The organism is Stenotrophomonas sp. KH_052 (assembly GCF_057838755.1).
In genome coordinates this window covers 3,835,614-3,848,458 of record NZ_CM174475.1, presented here as the reverse complement: position 1 = coordinate 3,848,458, position 12,845 = coordinate 3,835,614, and the positions used below count along the sequence as shown (strand labels likewise).

Annotated in this window: 11 protein-coding genes; 6 read left to right on the top strand and 5 right to left on the bottom strand. The window is 66.2% G+C overall.

Going from position 1 to position 12,845, the window contains the following annotated elements; genetic code table 11:
* Positions 1-7 precede the first annotated feature (7 nt).
* Both AC3ITW_RS17650 and tkt read left to right on the top strand, forming a co-directional pair.
* Positions 8-1,327: a dicarboxylate/amino acid:cation symporter gene (locus AC3ITW_RS17650; RefSeq protein WP_006388765.1), complete on the top strand. Its 1,320-nt coding sequence runs from the start codon at positions 8-10 to the stop codon at positions 1,325-1,327.
* 337 nt (positions 1,328-1,664) lie between these two features.
* Complete coding sequence (tkt, locus tag AC3ITW_RS17645; RefSeq protein WP_032972627.1) at positions 1,665-3,662, top strand: transketolase; 1,998 nt, start codon at positions 1,665-1,667, stop codon at positions 3,660-3,662.
* Positions 3,663-3,787: 125 nt separating this feature from the next.
* On the opposite strand, the gene AC3ITW_RS17640 is transcribed toward tkt, so the two are convergent.
* Together AC3ITW_RS17640 and AC3ITW_RS17635 are read right to left on the bottom strand one after the other, a co-directional pair.
* Positions 3,788-5,740, bottom strand: coding sequence for an acetyl-CoA hydrolase/transferase C-terminal domain-containing protein (locus AC3ITW_RS17640; protein WP_100469420.1), 1,953 nt, complete (start codon positions 5,738-5,740; stop codon positions 3,788-3,790).
* 34 nt (positions 5,741-5,774) lie between these two features.
* Positions 5,775-6,332, bottom strand: a complete 558-nt coding sequence (locus AC3ITW_RS17635; protein ID WP_100435170.1) for a flavin reductase family protein — start codon at positions 6,330-6,332, stop codon at positions 5,775-5,777.
* 118 nt (positions 6,333-6,450) lie between these two features.
* On the opposite strand from AC3ITW_RS17635, the gene AC3ITW_RS17630 reads away from it, so the two are divergent.
* The 3 genes from AC3ITW_RS17630 to AC3ITW_RS17620 are packed head-to-tail and all read left to right on the top strand — an operon-like array spanning position 6,451 to position 8,610.
* The gene (locus AC3ITW_RS17630) at positions 6,451-6,816 is read left to right on the top strand and encodes a BlaI/MecI/CopY family transcriptional regulator (protein WP_012481135.1); all 366 of its coding nucleotides are present in this window, start codon (positions 6,451-6,453) and stop codon (positions 6,814-6,816) included.
* On the top strand, positions 6,809-8,050 hold the full coding sequence (locus AC3ITW_RS17625; RefSeq protein ID WP_489389794.1) for a M56 family metallopeptidase: 1,242 nt from the start codon (positions 6,809-6,811) through the stop codon (positions 8,048-8,050). The genes AC3ITW_RS17630 and AC3ITW_RS17625 overlap by 8 nt, the downstream gene beginning before the upstream one ends.
* A complete protein-coding gene (locus AC3ITW_RS17620; RefSeq protein ID WP_006388711.1) occupies positions 8,047-8,610 on the top strand; it encodes a hypothetical protein in 564 nt (187 codons plus the stop codon). Before AC3ITW_RS17625 ends, AC3ITW_RS17620 begins: the two co-directional genes overlap by 4 nt.
* A 57-nt stretch (positions 8,611-8,667) precedes the next feature.
* Here the strand turns inward: AC3ITW_RS17620 and AC3ITW_RS17615 are convergent, their stop codons facing one another.
* The 3 genes from AC3ITW_RS17615 to AC3ITW_RS17605 form a co-directional block, all read right to left on the bottom strand.
* The gene (locus AC3ITW_RS17615; protein ID WP_006388709.1) at positions 8,668-9,468 is read right to left on the bottom strand and encodes an MBL fold metallo-hydrolase; all 801 of its coding nucleotides are present in this window, start codon (positions 9,466-9,468) and stop codon (positions 8,668-8,670) included.
* An 11-nt stretch (positions 9,469-9,479) separates the two neighbouring features.
* A complete protein-coding gene (locus AC3ITW_RS17610) occupies positions 9,480-10,298 on the bottom strand; it encodes a S1/P1 nuclease (RefSeq protein ID WP_489389793.1) in 819 nt (272 codons plus the stop codon).
* 639 nt (positions 10,299-10,937) lie between these two features.
* Positions 10,938-11,567, bottom strand: coding sequence for an OmpW/AlkL family protein (locus AC3ITW_RS17605; protein WP_065723826.1), 630 nt, complete (start codon positions 11,565-11,567; stop codon positions 10,938-10,940).
* Positions 11,568-11,760: 193 nt separating this feature from the next.
* Here AC3ITW_RS17605 and gap point away from each other — a divergent pair, with 193 nt between their 5' ends.
* Positions 11,761-12,765 carry a type I glyceraldehyde-3-phosphate dehydrogenase gene (gene gap / locus AC3ITW_RS17600; RefSeq protein WP_046984264.1) on the top strand — a complete coding sequence of 335 codons (1,005 nt, stop codon included), beginning with the start codon at positions 11,761-11,763 and terminating at the stop codon, positions 12,763-12,765.
* Positions 12,766-12,845 lie beyond the last annotated feature (80 nt).

Genomic DNA, 12,845 nt, shown 5'->3' with positions numbered 1-12,845 from the left:
CCCGCGTATGACAGCAGCTGCTGCCGACAAGAAGAAGTTGCCCCTGCATTGGAAGATGGGCATCGGCTTCGCGATCGGCCTGGTCCTGGGACTGATCGTGCACGCCCTGGGTGGCAGCGTCGATGGTCTGCAGGCCGGTGCCAAGTGGGTAATGGACTACATCACCACCCCGGCTTCGGGCCTGTTCCTCAACCTGATCTTCATGCTGATCGTGCCGCTGATCTTCTCGGCGCTGATCATGGGCGTGTCGGAGATGGGCGATATCCGCGCCCTCGGCCGCATCGGCTGGAAGACCCTGGCCTATACCGTGCTGCTGTCCGGCATCGCCGTCGGCATCGGCCTGGTGCTGGTCAATCTGCTCAAGCCGGGCGTGGGCGTCGACCCGCAGGTCGCGGCAATGATGCTGTCGGAGAACGCCGAGCGCAGCAAGGAGATCGTTGCTGGCATCCATGGCACGCCGAAGGGCATGGACATGCTGCTGTCGATCGTGCCGAGCAACGTGCTGCAGGCCGCGTCTGACAACGGCGCGATCCTGTCGCTGATGTTCTTCGCGCTGATGTTCGGCATCGGCATGGTGCTGACCGACAACGAGAAGGTCGCCCCGCTGCGCCGCGCCATCGAAGGCGTGTTCGAAATCTCGATGACCCTGATCAACCTGGTCATCCGCCTGGCGCCGTACGCGGTGGCCTGCTTCATGTTCAACCTGGCCGCACTGTTCGGCTTCGAGCTGATCATCCGCCTGGGCGCCTACGTGGGCGTGGTGGTGCTGGCACTGGGCCTGCACATGGTGGTGACCTACGGTACGGCCGTGTGGCTGTCCGGCCGTTCGCCGCTGTCGTTCTTCCGCGATACCCAGGAGGCGACAGTGATGGCGTTCTCCACCGCGTCCAGTAATGCCACCCTGCCGACCGCGCTGCGCGTGGCCGACCAGATGGGCCTGCCGCAGCGGGTTTCGCGCTTCGTGCTGACCGTGGGTGCCACCGCCAACCAGAACGGCACCGCGTTGTTCGAGGGCGTGACGGTGATCTTCCTGGCCCAGTTCTTCGGCGTGGATCTGAGCATCGGCCAGCAGATCATGGTGATGGCGGTCTGCATCCTCGGTGGCATCGGTACCGCCGGCGTACCGTCCGGCTCGCTGCCGGTGGTGGCGATGATCTGCGCGATGGTGGGCGTGAACCCGCTGGGCATCGGCCTGATCCTGGGCGTGAACCACTTCCTGGACATGTGCCGTACCGCGCTGAACGTCACCGGTGACCTGGCCCTGACCACCCTGGTGGCCAAGGGTGAAGGCCACGACGGCCCGGCGCTGACCCCGCACAAGGACTGAGTCCGGATTCCCGTCCCCCGGACTCCGGGGGCGGTAGTGCCGGCCGCTGGCCGGGTACGCGTCATCGCATGCGCGCTGCCGCTCCCACGTTTCGCGATGCGAATCGCGGGCCCCCCTTACCGGCCTCCACACCCCGGCGCCTATGGCGCAGCCCCCGAACTCCGGGGGCGGGTAGTGCCGGCCGCTGGCCGGCAACTTCATGATCTTCATTGAATTCTGCGCAACTGCCGGCCAGCGGCCGGCACTACCGGGCAAGGTGAACTGACCCCCCGCCCGGCGACTATGGGACAATAGGCCGCCCGCACGTCCGCGGCCGCCTCCCGATTCCGACAGAACCATGACGCAGCCTACCCGTCGCCAGTTGGCCAACGCCATCCGCTTCCTTGCCGCCGATGCGGTTGAAACCGCAAAGTCCGGCCACCCCGGCATGCCCATGGGCATGGCCGACATTGCCGAAGTCCTCTGGAACGACTATCTCCGCCATAACCCGAGCAACCCGCACTGGTTCAACCGCGACCGTTTCGTGCTGTCCAACGGCCACGGTTCGATGCTGCAGTACGCGCTGCTGCACCTGAGCGGTTACGACCTGCCGATCGAGCAGCTGAAGCTGTTCCGCCAGCTGGGCAGCCACACCGCCGGTCACCCGGAACGCCACGAGACCCCGGGCGTGGAAACCACCACCGGCCCGCTGGGCCAGGGTTTCGCCAATGCCGTGGGCTTCGCCCTGGCCGAGAAGCTGCTGGCACAGCGCTTCAACCGCCCGGAGCTGGAAGTGGTCGACCACCGTACCTGGGTGTTCATGGGCGATGGCTGCCTGATGGAAGGCGTGTCGCATGAAGCCGCTTCGCTGGCCGGCACCTGGGGCCTGCACAAGCTGGTCTGCTTCTGGGACAACAACCACATCTCCATCGACGGCAACGTCGAGGGTTGGTTCACCGACAACACCCCGGAGCGTTTCGAGGCCTATGGCTGGAACGTGGTCCGCGATGTCGATGGCCACGACCCGGAAAGCATCAAGGCCGGCATCGAGGCCGCGCTGTCGCAGAGCGACAAGCCGACCCTGATCTGCTGCCGCACCACCATTGGTTTTGGTTCGCCGAACAAGGCGGGCAAGGAATCCAGCCACGGCGCACCGCTGGGCAAGGACGAGCTGGAAGCCACCCGCAAGCAGCTGGGCTGGGAATACGGCCCGTTCGAGATCCCGCAGGCGATCTACGACGGCTGGCGCGCCAATGGTGCCGGCACCCTGCGCCAGGCCGAATGGGAACAGCAGTTCGACAAGTACGCCGCGCAGTACCCGGCCGAAGCGGCCGAACTGACCCGCCGTTCGCACGGCGACCTGCCGGCCGACTTCGTTGCCAAGGCCGATGCGTACATCGCCCAGGTGGCCGCTGAAGGCCCGACGATCGCCTCGCGCAAGGCCTCGCAGCTGGCCATCGAAGCCTACGCGCCGCTGCTGCCGGAAATCGTCGGTGGCTCGGCTGATCTGGCGCACTCCAACCTGACCCTGTGGAAGGGCAGCAAGTCGGTCGCCAGCGACGACGCCAACGCCAACTACGTGTACTACGGCGTGCGCGAGTTCGGCATGACCGCCATCGCCAACGGCCTGGCCCTGCACGGTGGTTTCATTCCGTTCGACGCCACCTTCCTGGTGTTCAGCGACTACGCCCGCAACGGCGTGCGCATGAGCGCGCTGATCCCGGCACACGCCATCCACGTTTACACCCACGACTCGATCGGCCTGGGCGAAGACGGCCCGACCCACCAGCCGGTGGAGCACCTGGCTTCGCTGCGTTACATCCCGAACAACGACGTGTGGCGTCCGTGCGATGCGGTCGAGTCGGCGGTGAGCTGGAAGGCTGCGATCACCCGTCAGGATGGTCCGAGCTGCCTGGTGTTCAGCCGCCAGAACCTGCCGCACCAGCCGCGCGACGCCGAGCAGATCGCCCAGATCGAGCGCGGTGGTTACGTGCTGGCCGATGCTGCTGGTACCCCGGACGTTATCCTGATCGCCACCGGTTCGGAAGTTTCGCTGGCGACTGAAGCCAAGGCCCAGCTGGACGCGGCTGGCCTCAAGACCCGCGTGGTCTCGATGCCGTCCACCGACGTGTTCCTGCGCCAGGATGCGGCCTACCGTGAATCGGTGCTGCCGAACGCCGTGCGCAAGCGCGTGGCCGTGGAAGCCGGCGTCACCGGTTTCTGGCGCCAGTTCGTCGGCCTGGACGGTGCGGTGATCGGTATCGACACCTTCGGCGCTTCGGCCCCGGCCGACCAGCTGTACAAGCACTTCGGCATCACCACCGCCCACGTGGTGGAAGCCGCCAAGGCGCTGTAAGCAGCCCGGCAGTGAGATGAAGGAAAGGCCGGCGCAAGCCGGCCTTTCTCTATTGGGTAGCGCCGGGCCATGCCCGGCGGATCAGATGCTCGCCGGGCATGGCCCGGCGCTACCGGAAACTTTTCTCAGGCGGTACGCGCCAGCGCCAGGCGCAGCAGTCGCGCGTCCAGGCGTTCGGCGAAATCCTTCGGTGCCTGCAGGCCCATGCGCTGCAGGTACACCGCATCGCCATCACCGGCCGGTTGCCGCAGCGCCGCCCAGACCGTGCGCAGCTTGTCGCCACGGGTCTGCGTGTTGGCCTTCAGCCAGCCCAGCGCCTTCACCAGCACCTGCTCGATCTCGTTGAAGTCGCTGCCCAGCGGATAGTCCGGCAGCGTGCCATCGGCGCGGAACGCTGCCAGCGCCGCCGTCAATGCCTGCGGTGTGTTGCGTTGCTGGCGCTCGGGATCCGGTTGCTTGGCCGCCAGCAGCTTGCGCGCGGCGTGTGCCTGCTGCAGCAGCCCGGACTGGAATGGCGCCTCGGTGATCGCAGCCATCGCGTGCACGCAATCCTCGTCGGTCAAGCCGCGCAGATCGGCGATGCCGTACTCGTTGAGGTAGATGTCGCGAAGGTGGCGTGGGATGGTGGTGTGCCCGTAGTTCCAGCGCACGTTGGATTCGCGATGGCCTTTATCATCGCGCGCGGCGCGGAACATCAGCACGCTGCGCGCTTCCGGCAGCGCATGTGCCATCGCCACGAAGTTGTACTGGCCGCCCACGCCGGACACCACACGGCCATCGTCCAGCGCATCCGACACCGCCGCACCCAGCGCGGTGGCCATCATGCAGGAGTTGAAGAAGCGCGCGTGCCGGCGCTGCAGGCGTTCCAGTGTCTCGTTGCCACCGTACAGCTGGTTGATCTCGCTGATGCGGCGCATGCCGATCGCGCGGCACTCGTCTTCCGGCAGCGTGCGCAACCATTCGTAGAACTCCGGCGAACCCAGGTAGAACGCACCGTGCAGGTACTCACCTTCGGCGGCCAGGGTGGCGTGGTCGATGGACAGGGTGCTGCCGTTTTCGATGCGTTGCATCAGCGCCAGGTCGTCGTGCACCTTGCGCTTGATCACGCCGGTCTGCACCAGGCGGCGGAAGCCCTCGTTGAGCATTTCGCTGCAGCCGTACAGGCCGACTTCGAACGGTTCCAGTCCGCCGATTTCCTGCACCAGCGGGTGGCTGGCCAGCTGCGGATCCAGCGCATGCAGCACGCGGCGGTAGCGCGCGTTGTCGGTGTGGCGAAGCACCAGCGCATGGCTGAGCGCGTCGGCCAGCGTGCCGATGCCGATCTGCAGGGTGCCGCCGTCGCGCACCAGCGTGCTGGCATACAGGCCAATGGCGTAGTCGGCATCACCGACCGGCTGCCGCGGCAGGCCGAACAGCGCCGGGTACGGCGGCGGTGGGGTGATCACCAGATCGAAGAACGACACATCGACCGTGGCCGAGCCACCCAGGTAGGGTAGCTGCGGATCGATCTCGGCGACCAGCAGCGGGCGCGGCAGGCCTCGCGCGGCGATCGCATCCAGCGTGTCCTGGGTAATGTCGTTGTTGCACGACAGCGAGAGCCGCCGGTCGTCCGGTCGCATTGCGACCTTCTGCACGATCACCTGCGGCGCGCGTTGAGCCACGGCATCGGCAGCGTGGGTGTAGTTCAGGCTGGTATAGCTGGATTGCGCCTGCCGCGAACCGAGCAGGGCGCCGGACTGCATGTAGAACTCTTCCACCTGCACATGTGCCGGCAGCGCATCGCGGGCGATCGCATCGGCATAGGCCAGGCGCGGGAAATCGTCGCCGAAATGGCGCTGCGCGAACGGTGCCATGAAGCGCGCTTCCAGGCCATTGCCGCGTGCCTTCGGCGGGTTCAGCGAGAGCGCGGTATACAGCTGCAGCGGCCGCGACGGATCGTGCTCGACGCGTGCGTAAAGGGCATTGAGCAGCCGATGCGGCTTGCCCAGTGCCAGCGGTGCCCCGATCCGCAGCGGCCCGTCCACGCGCGCAAACAACCAGTCGACGGCGGCGTCCAGGTCGGTGAGGTGTTCGGTCATGCGCGGTGGTCCTGCGTGTGGGGGAGTGCGGGCATTACAGCATGTCGGGCTTGAACCGCCGTCGACGCGAGACTTCGGCGCCAGACACCATGAACTGCCCATCGCCCCGGTAATGCACCGTGCGCGGCAGCTTTGGGCGTGGTGCAACATGGGCGCGCACGATTTCCCAGATGAACAGGTTGCTCGATTCCACTTGGCTATCGTCGTAGAGACGGCATTCGAAGCACGAATGACATTGCCCGACCAGAGGTGCACCGACCTCGCACGCGGGCTGTGCATCGAGCCCGAAGTGGGCGAACTTGTCGACCTCGCGGCCGCTGCAGTTGCCGATGTCCACCACGGTATCGAGCAGCTCCACGCCGGGCACGTTGATCACGCACTCGCCGCTGCCACGGGCCAGCGCGTGGCTGTGGTTCGCGTTCCACAGGTAGGTGGCGACCAGCGAAGGCGAGAAGCCCATCACCATGTGCCAGCCCATCGTCATCAGGTTGCGCTGGCCACGCCAGGCGGTGCTGAGCAGCACGATCGGGCCGGGTTCGAGGAAGCGGCGCGCCTGCTCGACCGGGAAATCCTTCTTGGGCAGCGCTTTCATCCGGGGCCTGGGGCGGGAGGTATCGATGCTGGCGCAGGTGCGATGAACCTGGAGTCGAGGGGCTTGACAGGCGATTCGATTACGCGCGTAATCGTGTTGTCGATTACGGATGTAAATCATGACCCCGATCAGCGAAGCCGAAGCCGTTGTGATGGAGGTGCTGTGGCAGCAGGCACCGCGTAGCGCCGACGAAGTGGTGGCCGCGCTGGCTCACCGCGACTGGGCCGAGCCGACCATCAAGACCCTGCTCAACCGCCTGCTGACCAAGGGCGCGATCGCCGCCGAGCGCGATGGCCGGCGCTACCTGTACCGGCCGCTGCTGCAGCGCCAGGCGTGGGTGGAGGCGCAGAGCCAGGACTTCATCGGCCGCGTCTTCGAAGGGCGGGTGGCACCGCTGGTCGCGCACTTCAGCGAACGCGGCCAGTTGAGTGCGCAGGACATCGCCGAACTGAAGAAGCTGATCCAGGAGCTGGACCATGACTGAGCTGCTCGATGGACTGTGGCAAGCCAGCCTGTGGCTGGCAGTGGGTGTGGTCGTGCTGGCGGTGCTGCGTCCCTTGCTGGTGCGCCTGGGGGGCGCGGCGTTGGCCTACCGCAGCTGGTGGCTGCTGCCGTTGCTGGGGGCATCGTTGCTGCTGCCGCTGCCGCAGGTGGCGCTTCTGGAGCATATGCCAACGCTGCCGCTGAAAGTGGTACCCGGCGCCGTCGAAGGCATGGCAGGGCAGTCGTTGCCGTGGGCCGGGCTGTTGCTGCTGGCATGGACGCTGGGGGCGGTCCTTTGTCTGCTACGCGATCTACGTGCGCAGCGGCGCTTTGAACGTGGCATGGGCCAACTGTGTGCACGCGCCGATGGCAGCTGGCAGGCCAGCGCTGATCCCGGGCTGCCCGCGCTGGTCGGCCTGTGGCGTCCGCGCATCGTGGTAGGCCCGGACTTCGACCAGCAGTTCACCGCACAGGAGCAGGGCCTGATCCTGCAGCACGAGCGCAGCCACCGTCGCAATGGCGATCATTGGGCTAATGGGGCGCTGCTGATGGCACGCGCGGTGTTCTGGTTCCATCCGCTTCTGCCGTGGGCCGCCCGCCGATTCCTGCGTGACCAGGAGCTGGCCTGCGATGCCCGCACCATTGCCCCGCAGCCTGCGCTGCGCGGTCTCTACGCCAGCACGCTGCTGAAGGCGCAGCTGGTCCATCCGGTTGCGCCCGCGGTCTGCCATTGGCGCAGCCAACCCGTGTTGAAGGAGCGTATCGCCATGTTGAAGCAATCCAAGCGGAAGGCATTGCCGTGGGTGTCGGGGCAGGTGCTGGTGGTCGGGTTGTGCCTGGGAATGGGAGCGGTGGCGTGGGCCAGCCAGGGTGGCGCGACGGGCGTGCCGTCGATCAGCGTCGAGCCGTTCGAACATGCTGAAGAAGATGCGGCCAAGGCGGGGCTGGACCGTCCGATCCAGGTCGACAAGATGCCGCCACCGTCCTATCCGAAGTCCGCCATCGAACAGCGCCAGGTGGGCGTGGTGAACCTGCGCGTGGACGTGGATGCCAAAGGCCATCCGACTGACGTCCAGGTACTCAGCGCAACCAATCCGGGTGTGTTCGATGCGGTGTCGATCGCCGCCGCGCGGAGCTGGACCTATCGTCCGGCGATGAAGAACGGAAAGCCGGTTGCAGGGGCTGTGAAGATTCCGATCACCTATGCCATGGACAACACCGAGGACTCCCAGTGAAGTCCGTGCCGCTGTTGATGATGGCGGCGCTGTTGGCAGGGTGCGCGACCCAGGATCGCCTGACCACCGTTGATACCCGCAGCGAGAATGTCGGCCATCAGCGCCTGCAGCCGCAGACCGGTGGCGGCAGTGGGCAGCTGCAGACCTACTCGCTGGGCGCGAGCGAGGGCTACCGGATGCCGCAGTTGTACGCGGCACCGGACCCGGAAGTGGGCGATCGTGACCCGCGCGCGGAACTGGCGCCCACCACCATCTGCCTGCAGGTGGTGGTCGATGCCAATGGCGCAGTCGAGCGCAGCCTGCCCTTGACTGATCGCTCCGGGTGCGCGGCAGGTGCCGCACGCGAGAATGCGCCCCTTCTGCAGGCCGCACAGGAAGCGGTGGCCATGTGGAAGTACTCGTCCGCAGCGGTCTGCCACTTTGCGGCTGGCAAGGTGCCTGCCGACCGCGGCGACTGTCGCGGCGCCGAGCGCATCGAGCCGGTGGCGGTCACCCTGCAGTACGCCTTTACCTTTGAGATCGTGAAGGGCCAGCACGTGGTGCGCACGCAGGGAAAATGACCGCTTGCGATGACCGGGGTAGCGCCGGGCCATGCCCGGCGAGCGCAGCGGCGTGGATCAGGCCCCGCCCTGGATGTTGGCCTTCACCGCGGGCTGCATCAGCTTGGGTTCTTCCAGCGTCGCATCGCGTGCTTGGCGCACGCTGACGAATTCCGCCTCGGCCACGCCGTCATGCACGTGGATGTTGTGTGCGCGCTGTTCGCCGATGGTGGTTTCGTTGGCGAATGCACGACCACCCGGACCGTAGTCGTGGCAGACGAACACGCGGGTCGCATCGGGCAGCGCCAGCAGGCGCTGGATTGAACGGTACAGCTGCGCGGCATCGCCACCCGGGAAATCGCAGCGGGCGGTACCGCCGTCGGGCATGAACAGCGAGTCACCGGTGAACAGCGCATCGTCGATCAGGTAGGCGATGCTGTCGCTGGTATGGCCGGGCACGGCGATCACCTGGCAGCGCAGTTCGCCAAGAGCGAAGGTTTCGCCATCGCCGAACAGGTGATCGAAGATTTCATCCGCCGCAGGAAGCTGCAGGCCGTAGCGCGGCGCGAAGGTGGCCTGCACCGCACGGATGCCTTCGCCGATGGCCAGCGTGGCCTGCGGGAAGCGTTGCTTGAGCCGGCGCCCACCCGATACGTGGTCGGCGTGAGCGTGTGTCTCCAGCAGCCAGCGCAGCTGCAGGCCCTGTTGTTCGATGGCCTGCAACGCGGCATGCAGCGGCGCTTCACTGCTGGCGTCGGTATCCGGGTCGTAGTCCAGGACCGGGTCGATCAGCGCCGCTTCGCCGCTGGCCGGATCACTGACCAGATAGCTGAAGGTATTGCTGTCACGGTGGAAGAACGACTGCACCTGGACTGACATTGGAACGCTCCTCAGCGCGTGCCCAGCACGCGGTTCAGCAACTGCGCCAGGTTCTCACCGGCCAGTCGCAGCTGCGCTTCGGCCAGCGGCCGGTAGCGCTCGGTGTATTCATCACCGATTTTACGCGTGGCCGGATAAACGCCAGCTTGCATGGAAATGCGGCAGCTGGCCTCGGCCCACGTCTGCGGGTCACGTTGGGGGTTGGACTGGCGCGCCAGCTTCGGCGCGCGCTGGCTCTGCAGCAGCGGCAGATAGCCGGCGTCGTCCAGCTTGCGGGTGTTGAGCATGCCGCTGTCCCACAGCGAGTGCAGGTTGGTACCGCGGTTGCCGAACTGCAGCTGGAAATCGTTGCCGCCCTTGTCGTGGGCGTAGCCAGCGTGCATCGGCTGATGGATGTCGCCGACCAGGTGCACGACGAACTTCAGCGCCTGCAGGCGCTCGCCGTCGGTCAGGCTGCGGTCGCCGAGGATGGTGCTCTGCGCCTTCAGGGCTTCGACGATGCAGTTGCCGTTCTTGCAGTGCTTCGGTGCTTCGTAATGGCAGTTGTCTTCGGCGATGTTGACGTAGTGCCAGCCGGCCGAGCGACGGCCCAGGCCCGGATCCTTGGCACGCAGCTGATCGGCCCACGGCGCGATGCTGGCCAGCGTGGCGTCCGGTTCGGTGGCCAGCAGGCGGTCCACTTCGGCGCGGGTGGTGGGGTTGAGGCGGGCGTCAGCGACTTCGGCGACAAGGCGGTGGCCTTGCGCGCCCCAGGCATGGGCAGGGGCGGAGACGGACAGCAGGGCCGGCGCCAGGGCGGCGGCGAGGAAGAAGGAGTGCAGGGCTTTCATGTGCACATTCTAGCGGGGGTAGGTGGATTGAAGAGCGGCGCGTTCCTGTCTGCTTGGGGCTGGCTGCAGGGGCAGGCGCTGCGGGACACGCTGCAAGTACGTCCCTGTAAGCTCGGCCGCGGCTCGCTCGTGTGCGCTGTCCTGCGCACACGGCAAGACCGGGGTTGGGCGTCCTGCCCAACCCGCCCGAGGCATGCCTCGGGCCCATGCCGCGGACGGTCCCGCAGCGCCTGCCCCTGCAGCCCCCATCCAACATGGCCGCGAAGGCGGATGCAAACGTCAAAGGCAACATCAAAAACAAATGCAGGATCAAAATCGGCCTCCTGCAATTACAGGCAATCATTGCGCCTCGGATGCACGGGTTCTGTTCTTGCCTTTGCTTGAGCTGGCACGCGCGCAGAGATGGGAAGGGGCGAGGCGGGGAGCAGAGCCGGGACCGTTGGCGCCATGGATGGCGCCATCGAGCCCCCATGGATGGGTTAACGGCGTGTCCCGGTTCTGCTCCCCGCCTCGCCCCAGCTCCGAAACCGCTTCAGTTCCAGGAACAAAAAAGCCCCGGCAATCACCGGGGCAACATGCTGCGAGGGTTTTGCATGTAGCGGGGGAGCGGGGGCGAAGCCCCCGCACTCAACACACCGCTTAGAACTTGAAGACGTACGAAGCGCCGTAGACCAGCGGATCGATGTTGACCGTGCCGATCTTCTCGCCATCCAGCTTCACCTTGCTGTCGATGTCGATCCAGCGCATGTCCACGCGCAGCGCGCCCTTCTCGCCGATCGCGAAGTCCACGCCCGCATGCGCGGCCAGGCCCCACGAATCCTGCAGCTTCAGGCGGCTGTCCTTCAGCGCACCGGTGGTGTCTTCGCTGAAGAAGGTCGTGTAGTTCACGCCCGCACCGATGAACGGCGACACCTTGCCCTTGCTGTTGAAGTGGTACTGCAGGGTCACCACCGGCGGCAGCTGCTTGGTGCTGCCCACGCGGCCGAGCCCGTTGATGTTGATGTCGTGCTTGAACGGCAGCGCGGCCAGCACTTCGATGCCCAGATTGTCGGCGATGAAGTATTCACCGGTAATGGTCGGCTTGACGTCGTTGTCGACATCGACCTTCAGGGTGCCGTTGGCCAGCCAGCCGTTGTTCGACTTCGGTGCCACCTGGTGGATACCGGCCGAAACGGTCCAGTCGCCCTTGGACTGGGCCATGGCCGGGGCGGCGGCGAGGGACAGGGCGGCGGCCAGGCTGGCCACGATCAGGGGGGAGGTCTTGCGCATGGGGGTGATCTCGTTGCTGGGTGGATGCGGCCAGTCTCGGCCTCACGTCGCGCTAACGCTTTGATCCGGATCAAATCCTGTCCGCCAGCCCGCTGCCGGCAGGGGCTGGCCCACGGTGGCCATGCCCGGTTTGCTAGACTTGTGGGCCCTATCCATCCCGCCGCACCCGACGCGGCCGCAGGAGCTTGAGAACATGGCAATCAAGGTTGGTATCAACGGTTTCGGTCGCATCGGGCGTAACGTCCTGCGCTCGGCGGTGCTGAACTTCGGCGACGACATCGAAATCGTGGCCATCAACGATCTGCTGGAGCCGGATTACCTGGCCTACATGCTCAAGTACGACTCCGTGCACGGCCGCTTCAAGGCCGATGTGGCGGTGCAGGGCAACGACCTGCTGGTCAACGGCAAGAAGATCCGCCTGACCCAGGAACGCGACCCGGCCAACCTGAAGTGGAACGACGTGGACGTGGACGTGGTGATCGAGTCCACCGGCCTGTTCCTGACCAAGGAAACCGCGCAGAAGCACATCGACGCGGGCGCGAAGAAGGTGATCATGTCGGCGCCGTCGAAGGACGACACCCCGATGTTCGTCTACGGTGTGAACGACAAGACCTACGCCGGCCAGGCGATCGTCTCCAACGCCTCGTGCACCACCAACTGCCTGGCGCCGCTGGCCAAGGTCATCAATGACAAGTGGGGCATCAAGCGCGGCCTGATGACCACCGTGCATGCGGCCACCGCCACCCAGAAGACCGTCGATGGCCCGTCCAACAAGGACTGGCGCGGCGGCCGCGGCATCCTGGAGAACATCATTCCGTCGTCCACCGGTGCGGCCAAGGCCGTCGGCGTGGTCATCCCGGAACTGAACAAGAAGCTGACCGGCATGAGCTTCCGCGTCCCGACCTCGGACGTGTCGGTGGTCGATCTGACCGTCGAGCTGGAAAAGGAAGCCACCTACGCCGAGATCTGCGCTGAAGTGAAGGCACAGAGCGAAGGCCCGCTGAAGGGCATCCTGGGCTACACCGAAGACAAGGTCGTGGCCACCGATTTCCGCGGCGAAACCTGCACCTCGGTGTTCGACGCCGAAGCCGGTATCGCGCTGGACGGCACCTTCGTCAAGCTGGTGACCTGGTACGACAACGAGTGGGGCTACTCGAACAAGTGCCTGGAAATGGCCAAGGTCGTCGCCGCCAAGTAAGGCCGGCAAAGATCGCACGCGGACCCCGGCCTGGCCGGGGTTCGTCGTTTATGGGGCCGGCACTGTCGTAGCATGGGCCG

Excerpts from the sequence above, each read along its gene's own strand:
- AC3ITW_RS17605 (WP_065723826.1), bottom strand. The coding sequence starts at position 11,567 with ATGCGCAAGACCTCCCCCCTGATCGTGGCCAGCCTGGCCGCCGCCCTG.
- AC3ITW_RS17615 (WP_006388709.1), bottom strand. The coding sequence starts at position 9,468 with ATGTCAGTCCAGGTGCAGTCGTTCTTCCACCGTGACAGCAATACCTTC.
- AC3ITW_RS17635 (WP_100435170.1), bottom strand. The coding sequence starts at position 6,332 with ATGAAAGCGCTGCCCAAGAAGGATTTCCCGGTCGAGCAGGCGCGCCGC.
- AC3ITW_RS17640 (WP_100469420.1), bottom strand. The coding sequence starts at position 5,740 with ATGACCGAACACCTCACCGACCTGGACGCCGCCGTCGACTGGTTGTTT.
- AC3ITW_RS17650 (WP_006388765.1), top strand. The coding sequence starts at position 8 with ATGACAGCAGCTGCTGCCGACAAGAAGAAGTTGCCCCTGCATTGGAAG.
- AC3ITW_RS17625 (WP_489389794.1), top strand. The coding sequence starts at position 6,809 with ATGACTGAGCTGCTCGATGGACTGTGGCAAGCCAGCCTGTGGCTGGCA.
- tkt (WP_032972627.1), top strand. The coding sequence starts at position 1,665 with ATGACGCAGCCTACCCGTCGCCAGTTGGCCAACGCCATCCGCTTCCTT.
- gap (WP_046984264.1), top strand. The coding sequence starts at position 11,761 with ATGGCAATCAAGGTTGGTATCAACGGTTTCGGTCGCATCGGGCGTAAC.
- AC3ITW_RS17610 (WP_489389793.1), bottom strand. The coding sequence starts at position 10,298 with ATGAAAGCCCTGCACTCCTTCTTCCTCGCCGCCGCCCTGGCGCCGGCC.
- AC3ITW_RS17630 (WP_012481135.1), top strand. The coding sequence starts at position 6,451 with ATGACCCCGATCAGCGAAGCCGAAGCCGTTGTGATGGAGGTGCTGTGG.